General features: G+C 54.6%; 10 protein-coding genes. 5 read left to right on the top strand and 5 right to left on the bottom strand.

From position 1 onward, the window contains the following. Both HMPREF1141_RS17165 and HMPREF1141_RS16920 read left to right on the top strand, forming a co-directional pair. A partial coding sequence (locus tag HMPREF1141_RS17165) for an IS30 family transposase (protein ID WP_155863634.1) occupies positions 1-685 on the top strand: 685 nt, incomplete at its 5' end. A 580-nt stretch (positions 686-1,265) separates the two neighbouring features. After that, on the top strand, positions 1,266-1,580 hold the full coding sequence (locus tag HMPREF1141_RS16920; RefSeq protein ID WP_009064957.1) for a hypothetical protein: 315 nt from the start codon (positions 1,266-1,268) through the stop codon (positions 1,578-1,580). A gap of 160 nt (positions 1,581-1,740) precedes the next feature. On the opposite strand, the gene nrdG is transcribed toward HMPREF1141_RS16920, so the two are convergent. From nrdG to HMPREF1141_RS12585, 5 genes are all read right to left on the bottom strand, one after another. Then, a complete protein-coding gene (gene nrdG, locus HMPREF1141_RS12605; protein WP_009064847.1) occupies positions 1,741-2,226 on the bottom strand; it encodes an anaerobic ribonucleoside-triphosphate reductase activating protein in 486 nt (161 codons plus the stop codon). 20 nt (positions 2,227-2,246) lie between these two features. Further along, the gene (locus HMPREF1141_RS12600; RefSeq protein ID WP_009064863.1) at positions 2,247-4,637 is read right to left on the bottom strand and encodes an anaerobic ribonucleoside triphosphate reductase; all 2,391 of its coding nucleotides are present in this window, start codon (positions 4,635-4,637) and stop codon (positions 2,247-2,249) included. A 64-nt stretch (positions 4,638-4,701) separates the two neighbouring features. Continuing rightward, positions 4,702-5,181 carry a GNAT family N-acetyltransferase gene (locus tag HMPREF1141_RS12595; RefSeq protein ID WP_009064934.1) on the bottom strand — a complete coding sequence of 160 codons (480 nt, stop codon included), beginning with the start codon at positions 5,179-5,181 and terminating at the stop codon, positions 4,702-4,704. An 11-nt stretch (positions 5,182-5,192) separates the two neighbouring features. Next, positions 5,193-5,594 carry a helix-turn-helix domain-containing protein gene (locus tag HMPREF1141_RS12590; RefSeq protein ID WP_155863632.1) on the bottom strand — a complete coding sequence of 134 codons (402 nt, stop codon included), beginning with the start codon at positions 5,592-5,594 and terminating at the stop codon, positions 5,193-5,195. 192 nt (positions 5,595-5,786) lie between these two features. After that, positions 5,787-7,061: a DUF1015 domain-containing protein gene (locus HMPREF1141_RS12585; RefSeq protein ID WP_009064879.1), complete on the bottom strand. Its 1,275-nt coding sequence runs from the start codon at positions 7,059-7,061 to the stop codon at positions 5,787-5,789. A gap of 338 nt (positions 7,062-7,399) precedes the next feature. On the opposite strand from HMPREF1141_RS12585, the gene HMPREF1141_RS12580 reads away from it, so the two are divergent. The 3 genes from HMPREF1141_RS12580 to HMPREF1141_RS12570 are packed head-to-tail and all read left to right on the top strand — an operon-like array spanning position 7,400 to position 10,816. Continuing rightward, positions 7,400-8,365 carry an ATP-binding cassette domain-containing protein gene (locus HMPREF1141_RS12580; protein WP_009064875.1) on the top strand — a complete coding sequence of 322 codons (966 nt, stop codon included), beginning with the start codon at positions 7,400-7,402 and terminating at the stop codon, positions 8,363-8,365. Beyond that, a complete protein-coding gene (locus HMPREF1141_RS12575; RefSeq protein ID WP_009064873.1) occupies positions 8,362-9,066 on the top strand; it encodes an ABC transporter permease in 705 nt (234 codons plus the stop codon). Before HMPREF1141_RS12580 ends, HMPREF1141_RS12575 begins: the two co-directional genes overlap by 4 nt. Positions 9,067-9,082: 16 nt before the next feature. Further along, positions 9,083-10,816 (top strand): Gldg family protein, encoded by a 1,734-nt coding sequence (locus tag HMPREF1141_RS12570; protein WP_009064858.1) that lies wholly within the window; start codon positions 9,083-9,085, stop codon positions 10,814-10,816. The last annotated feature ends 1 nt before the right edge of the window (position 10,817 follow it).

The raw sequence follows: 10,817 nt of genomic DNA, 5'->3' as shown, positions 1-10,817 counted from the left end.
TTGGTCGCCCGAGCAGGTTTCAAACCGGGTTGGGCAGGATTATCCCGCTGAACCGCTCATGCGTATCTCTCACACGACGATCTACCGATGGCTTCATAAAGAGCGTTTCGCTCAGTCGGCCAGCATTCACCTACGGCATGAAGGGCGCCAGCATGGAGAACGCCGCGGAAAGCTTCTTGGAATCCGAACCTTGAAACAGCGTGGCCGAGAGATTTGGCGCAGGGAACGGATCGGGGATTGGGAGCTGGATACGATTATCTCCAGCAGTAAACAGAGCCAAGCCGGGATTTTGACCATGTGCGACAGGAAGAGTCGGTTCTGTATTTTGGTTCTTTTGGAACGGTGCCACAGCCAAAGCCATGTTTTCAGAGTGCTGTCCAGCGTAGTTAGCTCTTTTCCCTGTCATTCCTTCACAGCCGACCAGGGCACCGAATTTCGCTGTTATGCCAAAGTGGAAAACGAGTTGGGTCTGCCCATGTATTTCTGTTCACCCTCCAGCCCATGGCAAAAAGGTTCTGTAGAAAATCTGAATGGGTTGGTTCGCGAATTTTTCCCAAAAGGAACCAACTTTGTTGATGTTTCCCCTAAACAGGTCGCCCATGCCATGTTTCTGCTTAACAATCGTCCCCGTAAATGTCTCAACTGGCTCACTCCTGCTGAAGCTATTGCTGCTGCTTCTTTTTGAACCTGTTGCACTTCTCTTGACAATCCGCCCCCTGGCCTGAGGGGCAAGCCCGCGCAAGCAGAAATGAAATGCGGGAGCACCCGCTGAAAATCACGCTTCCCTATCAAAGTAAAAAAGAAAAATTTCATTATGGCATAAGGTCCAAGCCCTGTGCCAGCAGAAACTTCCTATGAGGCAACTCACAGAAAAAACTGCTCTTTCATAACTAAGACAAAAAAGAAAAAGCCTCCGGTACAAGAAACCAGCCTGTGCCAGCAGGCAAAGCGTACCTGCACGCACATCGCGAAAAAGCCAGCAGAATCCCTGTGGAAAAATAGCCTTACAACTTATCGTTGAATCAATTAAGTTTTCAACTATGAGTTAACAATCTGTTGAAAATCTTTTTTCCTTTGAATTTGACAATATGCCCAAACAATATTCCATCCATCATAATAAAAAGGCCGGCCGCTATCCCGCACACGCTCTAAACCAACTGAATCAAGGGAGGTGAGATACCACAATCTTGGCCGATACAAGGAAAAAGTGTGTCTTGAAACCAGTGCTTTTCCATGCTATACTGAACTGCATAGGGGGTGTTGAAGTGTTAGACAAAGACGATCTGCAAGCCATCGCGGGATTGATAACGGAATCGTTAAAGCCCATACATAACAGACTGGATTCAATGGATAGCCGGCTGGATTCCGTAGACGGCAGACTGGATTCTATGGACGGCAGGCTCGACTCCATGGATAGAAGACTGGATTCTATGGAGAGCAGACTGAATCAGCTGCAGGAAGACGTTGAAATTCTGAAAGAGGATACAAAAGTCACTCGCGGCGCCGTCAATCAGCTTCTCGATTGGGCCGATGATGCAAGCATTCAGGTAGTTCCCCTTTTCAACAAGAAAGTAAAATGACATCGTAAGTGAGGCTGCTGTAAAATCAATTTGCGGCCACGCATCGCATAGAAATCCCCCATAGACAGAAAAAAGCGTCCCGAAACGGCTTTGAAAGCCCGATCAGGACGCTTTTTATATCCATTATTGAAGCAGAGCGGTTGATCATAGCCGCTTTGCTTCATTCTACGATCTTGGGTTCCGGCCCGCGCAGATCGATAATCCGCTGGTTGCGGCTGCCGCGAAAACGCAAGGTCAAATCGCGCTGCTCGAGCAGAAACTTTCCATCGATCAGCCAGTCGGCTTCCTTGAGCAGCTCCTGCACACCGGGGGTCTGCATCTGCTGCAATTGCTCCAGAGTGTAGCCGCTGTATACGGTTATATCCAGCCGGGGCAATTCTCTGTGAATCTGCTTTGCCAGCTCCGCCAGCTCGACAGCCTGACAGAACGGTTCGCCCCCGCTGAATGTGACGCCCTTGAGCAGCGGGTCTTCCTTCAGCTCCGCCAGAATCGCCGGAATGTCTGCCGGCGCTCCGCCCGAAAACGGGTGAGTCTGCGGATTGTGGCAGCCGGGGCAGTTGTGAGGGCAACCCTGCGTGAAAATCACGTAGCGAATACCCGCTCCATCCACAATCGACTCCGGTTCAATGCCGGACAGCATCAGCATATTCTGTCGCTCCCTTTTGTTCAGTGTCCCTCAGTGCAGCCGCAGCTGTGCTTTACGCGGTCGTGCTCTTCAGCACGCTTGGCGTTGTTCCAGCGGTCTGTGGTGCCTACCAGGTACCCGGTAATGCGGCGAATGCGCTCAAACTGTACGCCTTCCTCCTCATGCCGATGGCACTTGGGGCACTCGTTGTCGATAATGCCGTTGAAGCCGCACACAGGGTCGCGGTCTACCGGGTGATTGATCGAGCCGTAGCCGATGCCCGCTTCCTTCATGCAGCGGATGACGGACTCGAAGGCTTCCAGATTCTTGCAGGTATCTCCGTCCATCTCTACATAGCTGATATGTCCCGCATTCGTCAGCGCGTGATAAGGGGCCTCCAGCTGAATCTTCTTGTAGGCCGAGATGGGGTAGTACACCGGTACGTGGAAGCTGTTGGTATAATAAGCGCGGTCGGTGATGCCGGGCAGCTTGCCGAAGCGCTTCTGGTCGATCTTGACAAAGCGGCCGGAAAGCCCCTCCGCAGGAGTAGCCAGCAGGCTCCAGTTCAGGCCGGTGCGGGCGGATTCATCCTCCATGCGCTTGCGCATATAGCCGATGATCTCAAGACCCAGCTTCTGGGCCTCTTCACTTTCACCGTGATGCTTGCCGATCAGCGCGACAAGCGTTTCGGCAAGGCCGATAAAGCCGATGGAAAGGGTACCGTGCTTGAGCACCTCTGCAATGCTGTCGGTTATGTCGAGCTTGTCGGAATCGATCCAGACGCCCTGACCCATCAGGAAGGGGTAATTATACACCTTTTTGCCGCACTGAATCTTAAAGCGGTGCAGCAGCTGGCGCATGACCAGATCGATGCGGTCGTCGAGCAATTCATAGAATTTATCGAGATTGCCTTCCGCCAGAATTCCAAGGCGGGGCAGGTTGATCGAAGTAAAGCTGAGGTTTCCGCGCCCGTTTACCACCTGGCGCTCCTCGTCATGCACATTGCCGATCACGCGGGTACGGCAGCCCATATAGGCGATCTCCGTTTCGGGGTGGCCGGGCTTATAGTACTGCAGGTTGTACGGCGCGTCGATAAAGCTGAAGTTCGGGAACAGCCGCTTGGCCGAAACACGGCAGGCCAGCTGGAACAGGTCGTAGTTGGGGTCGCCCTCGTTGTAGTTGACTCCCTCCTTGACCTTGAAAATCTGAATGGGGAAGATGGCGGTTTCGCCCTCGCCAAGACCGCAGTCGGTGGCCAGCAGCATATTGCGCATCGCCATGCGGCCCTCGGGGGAGGTATCGGTTCCGTAGTTGATGGAGGAGAACGGTACCTGCGCGCCCGCGCGGGAATTCATGGTGTTGAGGTTGTGGATCAGCGCCTCCATGGCCTGGTAGGTGGCGTCGTTTGTCTCGCGGGTCGCTACCTCGCGGGCATAATCATGCGCTGCCGCGGCAGCCACCCAGCTGATCTCCTGGTACCCATGGATCCTCTGATGCTCCGGCAGCCAGCTGCTGAAAACCTCACGATAATTGTCCATGTTGCCAAGCGTGACCGGCTCTGTGAGCGAATGCTTGATTTCATCCACCAGCAGGGCGGCGTCCTCCAGAGAAAGTTCCATTTTGATGTGCAGGTACTGGATCATCGCGCGAAAATACGCCTTGCGGAATGTTTTCGCTACGCCCATGGCCATTGCGTAATCGAAGTTCGGCACACTCTGGCCGCCGTGCATTTCGTTCTGGTTGGCCTGAATCGCGATACAGGCCAGCGCCGCGTAGCTGCGGATATCGTTGGGCTCACGCAAAAAACCGTGGCCGGTGGAAAAACCGCCGTGGAACAGCTTGATCAAATCAATCTGGCAGCAGGTTTCCGTCAGCGCGTAGAAGTCCATGTCGTGGATGTGGATGTCGCCGCTGCGGTGCGCCTGCGCAATGTCAGGGGGCAGTACATATGTATTGTAGAAGCACTTCGCACCCTCAGAGCCGTATTTCAGCATCGTGCCCATCGCGGTATCGGCGTCAATATTTGCGTTCTCACGCTTTAAATCCGCTTCCGCGGACGGTTTAAAGGTCAGATCCTCATAAATCTTCATCAGGTTCTGATCCATCTCGCGGATTTTGGTGTGCTCCGCGCGGTAGATGATATAAGCCTTCGCCGTTTTGGCATAGCCCGCGGCAATCAGCTTTTCCTCCACCTTATCCTGAATCTGCTCCACCGTGGGGATTTCTCCGGTAGGCATGGAAGCAATCACGGAGCTTGTCAGTTTGTTCAGCGCATCGTCGCTGATTCGTTCATCTGCAATCTGAATATTTGCCTTAAAGATCGCATTGCGGATTTTTTCCGCGTCAAACGGCGCAGTGACTCCGTTGCGTTTGATAATGGAAGAAAAAGTTCCGGGATCAATCACCTTTTTCGATTTTTTCGACACAGCCATTTTTCGTTCCCTCTCATCTTTCGGTTTTTCGAAAATCACTATATATAGAATTACGAATTCAATTCTACACCGTATGCTGTGTGTTGTCAAGGGAATCTGTCCCAGATTCTGTGGAAAGCCAAGACTTTTTCATCCAGATATGGGGGCAGTGCTCCTCCAGAAAAACCTCGCCGTCAGTCTGATAGCCCAGCGATTCATAGAATCCGCGGGCCTGCGTCTGCGCCGCAAGGATGACCGCCTGCGCACCGAGCGCACGGGCCTGATTCTCCAGATTTTCCATCACAATGCGGCCGAAGCCTTCGCCGCGGTAGGGGCGGATGACCGCAATGCGGCCAATGATATATTCCCCTCCTGTGCCGGGAAATACACGTCCTGTCGCAACCGGAGTGTTTTCGACATACACCACCAGATGGTGCGCGATGGGGTCGATTTCATCAAATTCGTCGCGGAAGCCCTGCTCCTCCACGAAAACGGTCTGGCGAACCGCTCTGGCGTCCTCCAGCTTGTCCAGACCCTGCTCCATCAGAAACCAATAGCTGTGCATTGTGTTTTCCCTCACTCAAAATTATTTTTGATCCATTTGGCCAAAAGCTCCAGCCCCGGCAGCGCGCCCGCACCGACCGGAGTGATCTGATATTCCACCCGCGGCGGAATCTCTTGAAACTGGCGGCGTTCCACCATGCCTTCTTCACTGAGCTCGCGCAGACTCTGGCTGAGCATCATGTCCGTAATCCCGGCGACCCCGGCCTTGATCTCGCGGTAACGCAGGCTCTCGCCGCCCCGCAGTACCCACAGGATGCGGGGTTTCCATTTTCCGCCCAGCTTCCGGTGAAGCAGCTCAAGGGAATCCTTTGTGCCGTCAGGCTCCGGAGCCTGCGGCAGACCGGCCAGCTCCGCGCGTTCCGGCTCCTCCGCCGTACGCGTGCGTTTCTTCTTTTTTTCTTTTTCCTTCTTCACGGGGATCCCTTCCTTTGCGGCTCTCATCACTACCGAGTGTAGCACAGATGACAGGCGAGTTCAAGAAAAATCGGCGTTGTCTTCCTGTCTGCAGGCGCAAAATAAGAGCCGCGAAAACGAACTCGCGGCTCTTAAAAAACGCGCGGACCGCTGAAAACAGATCCGCGGCTCTCTCCCTCGGCGCTTTAAAAATCAGTCTTCGAGCTGGTTCATCACCAGACCGGTGATCAGCTTGGGATAAAAATACGTGGATTTCTGAGGCATTTTCTCACCGGCGGCGGCAACATCGCGGATTTCCTCCACGCGGGTGGGGTTCAGCAGAAAAGCGCACTGAGACTCCCCCGACTGCACCGAGGCCAGAGCCTCCGGCAGGGAGCGGGTATACGTCAGATTGATCTGCTGCGCCATATTCTGTTTATCAATACCGAGCATTTTCTCCAGAATCAGGCTGTGCAGCACGGTAACGTCCAGCCCCTGGGAAGCGGCGCTCTTATCGGGCAGCAGCTGCGCCATGACGGAAAGCTCGCGCAGCACCAGAAGGCGCCAGCCCTCGCCGCCGTCGTAAAAGGCGAATGCCTTTTTGCCCTGGGCATACTGCTCCGAAAGGACGGCCTCGATATCTTCCTTGCGCTCCATGGCCTGTACATCGAACTGCTCGCGGCAGCGCTCCAGCAGCGCGGCGGAATCAAAATCCGCAAGGCCGCGGATCAGCCGGTGCGTCGGGAATACGACGAGCCCCGGATGCTGCATATCGACCAGCATCATCATCACATAATCCTGCGCGGGGTTCGCCGTGCCGTTTTCGCGGCAGGCGCTGCGGTAATTGAGCGCCGTTTCGTAGCGGTGGTGGCCATCGGCAATATACAGCTTGCGGTCTGCAAAATCCTCGCAGATGGCGCGGATTGCCACGGGATCGTTCACAAGCCACAGGCGGTGCGTAACGGCGCCGTCGCTGAATTCATAGCGGGGCGTGTCTTTCGATAGGGCGTCGATACGCGCAAGCGTCTGGTGCTCCTCATCCATGTACAGGCAGTAAATCTGGCTGAAATTGCAGTTGGTGGCCTTCATCAGCTCAAAGCGGTCGGCCTTGGCCTTGCTGAGGGTCTCCTCATGCGGCAGAACCACACCGGCGGAAAATTCCTCGAGGCGTACTAGCGAGATAAAGCCTTTCAGGCGGTACGTTTCGCCGTAGGCCTCAAACTCCTCCTCATACAGATAAAGGCCAGGGTCGGTATCGCGGCGCAGAATGCTTTCCGAAAGCCACTCAGAAAGCGTTTCACCCGCTTTGGCATAGGGCTCTTCGCCGCGGGGCAGCTCTAAGCGGATGATGTTGTGCGGATTTTTCTCGAGAAAAGCGAGCCGCTCCTCCTCGCTGATGATGTCGTAGGGCGGGCAAGTAAGCTCAGAGATATTGCCGGCCTGTTCGGTACAAAAGCGCAGCGCGCGGAATGCTTTGATTTCTGCCACAAATACCACTCCTGTTTTCAATTTACTGTTAGATGAAAATCTGCCTTGAAATGATCTTTTAAATCGCCCTTGTTCCGCTCCACCGCTGGAGGGGCAGAGCATCCTCCTGGGAATTGTTTTTATTGTAGGGCTTTTGCACAGCTTCGTCAAGCAAATCAAAGCGACTGCCGAATTATGACGAATTTTGATTTTCATGGGAAACCGGAAAAATCTTAAAACTTTGTTTACATTTTAGGGGTGCCGCATTGATATGATAGGTTTAATGACTTTTCTGAAAAAACAAGGCGGCCGGGTGCTGCTTTTGTTTTTCATTACGGTCTGAAGGAGGGACGTTTGTTATGATAGAGGTAAAAGACCTCACAAAACGGTATGGTTCCAAAACGGTGCTCAGCCACGTCAGCTTTACCGTAGAGGAAGGCACGATTCTGGGCTTTCTGGGGCCGAACGGCGCCGGAAAATCGACCACCATGAATATTATTACCGGCTATCTTTCCGCCAGCGGCGGCGAGGTGACCGTAGACGGGCAGAATATTCTCGATTACCCCAATGAGGTAAAGAAAAAAATCGGGTACCTGCCGGAGCTGCCCCCGCTGTATCTGGATATGACCGTCAAAGAATACCTGAATTTTATGTACGAGCTGAAAAAGGTATCTTTGCCGCGCGAAAAACACATCAAAGAAATCTGTGCTCTCGTGAAGATTGAGGATGTGTATTCCCGGCTGATTGGCAACCTGTCGAAGGGCTACCGCCAGAGAGTCGGCATTGCACAGGCGCTTCTGGGGAACCCGCCCGTACTGATTCTGGACGAACCCACCGTCGGGCTTGACCCCAAGCAGATCATCGAGATCCGCAATCTGATCAAAAAGCTTGGCGATAATCACACCGTCATTTTGAGCTCGCATATTCTTTCTGAGGTGCAGGCTGTGTGCGAACGCATTCTGGTCATCAACCAGGGCCGCATTGTGGCGGACGGCTCGCCCGACACGCTTTCGCACCAGATGACCGGCAACCACAAGCTGCTGGTTCGCCTGGAGGGCCGCGAAGCCGAGCTGAAACAGGGCTTGAAAACGCTGCACAAGGTCAAAGAGGTTCAGCCGCTGGGCGAAAAGGAACCCGGCGTATTTGAATTTACCGTAGAGGGCGAGCCAGGGGCCGACCTGCGCCGCGACCTGTTCGCGCTGGCCTCTCGAAAAGGCTGGCCGATTCTTTCACTGCGCACGAACGACCTGACCCTTGAGGAGGTCTTCCTGCGCCTGACCGACGGACAGGCCGCGGCCGCACAGAAGGAGGGAGAAAGCGCATGAGAGCAATTTTCAAGCGGGAGCTGAGATCGTACTTTTCTTCTCCCATCGGCTATGTGTGTGTGGCGGTGCTTCTCGCGTTGTTCGGATTTTATTACGCGATGGTGATGAATTCCCGTTCCAGCTCTTATATTACCAGCGTTTACGGCACCATGTTCATCTGGTGCATGATGATCGTCCCGATTCTGACGATGCGCTCCATGAGTGAGGACCGCCGCAACAAAACCGACCAGGCATTGCTGACCGCCCCCGTGGGCGTGACAGGCATCGTGATGGGCAAATTCCTGGCCTGCGTGAGCGTGTTCGGCATTGCGCTGCTCGGCAGCCTGCTGCCCGCTCTCGTCATTTCGTTTGTGTCGTCGCTCAACTGGGTCACGGTGCTCGGCACGGTATTCGGTGCGCTGCTGTACGGCGGCGCCATGATTTCGATCGGCGTGTTCATCTCGAGTTTGACCCAAAGCCAGATCATCTCCGCAATCGGCACGTTTGCCGCTTCGATGTTCCTGCTGATCGTCGACCAGCTTTCCGGTTCCGTTTCGAATGCGGTCATCGCCAAACTGATTGGCTGGATTTCGTTTAACAGCAGATACACCCCCTTCACCACAGGGGTATTCAATGTATCCAGCATTGTGTTTTTCCTGAGCGTTGCAGCGGTATTTTTGTTCTTTACCGCACGGCGCCTCGAAAGCCGCCGCTGGAACTGAAGGGAGGCCGATCGGAATGAGTGAAGAAAAAAAGACTCCGCAGGACGCGGAGGAAACCATAGAGCAGGGCACCCCGGCAGAGGAGACACAGATTCCTGCACAGGAGGCCGAATCCGCTCCAGAAGCGGAGCAGCAGCCGGAAGAGCAAACCGCAGAAGAGGCCGTGATGACAGAGGATGCGGCCGAAGACGAAGCAGAACCGGAAGAAGATGCCCTTTCCACAGAAGAGGAGCAGAACGAACCCCCGCGGCATACCTTCGGCAACGTGCTTTCGTCGCAGAAAATACGCCGCCGCGGTATTTCCACCGTGTTTACCGCTGTGTTCCTTGCGGTGATCATCCTGCTCAACGTGATTGTATCCATGCTGAGCACGCGGTTCCCCTCCATCAACCTCGATCTCTCCGCACAGAAAACCAACTCTTTGACGGAAGACGCGCTGAAAGTGGTCGACGCGGTCAAACTGCCTACCACCATCACAATTCTGGGGCCGGAGGCCGATGTGCGCGACAACGTGCTGTATTCCGGCTACGGCTTCAATTACAGCCAGGTCGCCGTGCTGTCCGATAAGATCAAGGAGCGCAACTCCAATATTACAGTCAAATACATTGACCTCGACAAGAACCCGACCTACGCTTCGGAGCTTGGCGAAACGAACCTGACAGCTGGCTGTGTTGTCGTCAGCACCGAAAAACGCCACCGCGTGCTGCAGATCACCGATCTGTTCAGCCAGCAGACCGATTACACCACCGGGGCTGCCAGCACCTATTCCATGGTGGGCACCGCGCTCGCCTCGGCAATCAGCCAGGTGAACAGCGAGAAGCTTCCGGTCATCGCCTTTGCGACGGGCCACGATGAAATTTACGACACCACGGCTCTGCAGAGCGTGCTGAAAAACGCCAGCTTTGAAACCGTGAGCTTCAATATGCTGACAGACGAGATCCCCGCGAATGCCCAGATGGTGATGCTGGCGTCACCCGCGACCGACTACACGCCGCAGGAGCTGAAAAAGTTGGATACGTTCCTTGAGAACAACAAGCTGGCCGCCGACCGCTCCCTGCTGATCACCTTCTACCCCAGCCAGGAGGCCCTGCCGAATCTTTCCTCCTTCTTAAAGGAATGGGGGATTGAGGTTCCCCGCGCAATGGTCGTCGAACGCGACCAGAGCCACGTTGCGCAGTCCGATGTTTCCTTCATCCTGACACAGACCAATGTGGATTCTACCATCACCCTGAATTCCCAGTCTACGCAATACGACAACGTCGTGATGCCGCAATCCAGCCCGATCAATCTGCTGTTCACCTCGCGCGACGGCGTTACCACCCATACGCTGGCACAGTCGTATGACACCTCGTATCTGGTGGATTCCAGTTCGACCGAGGAAACCGTGAAAAACGCAAAGCAGCAGGCTTATACCACGGTGGCGCTGGCACAGAAGAATTTGTCGCTGGACGGAACGATCTATAAGCAGAACGTGATCGTTGCGGGCAGCTCGCCTATGTTTGCCGAGGGAGTCATCAACGCTTCGGCCTACGGCAACGGCAAATATGTCACCGATCTGGCTCGCTACGCCACGGGAGAAACCGATTCCAACACCGGGATTCTCGTCACGCCGGTGCAGACGAATCAGGTGGATATCAACCTTTCACAGGCCGCAAGCGTGATTCTCGGCTTCGGCGTGTTTACCATTCTGATCCCCCTCTGCGTTCTGGCGGCGGGCTTCGTCGTTTTCCTGAAGAGGAGGCACCTGTAAA

It is taken from the genome of Clostridium sp. MSTE9, assembly GCF_000277625.1.
In the GTDB taxonomy this organism is placed as follows: Bacteria; Bacillota; Clostridia; order Oscillospirales; family Acutalibacteraceae; genus Faecalispora; species Faecalispora jeddahensis.
The sequence above is the reverse complement of the archived record's forward strand: the minus strand, read 5'-3'. Positions and strand labels throughout refer to the sequence as shown.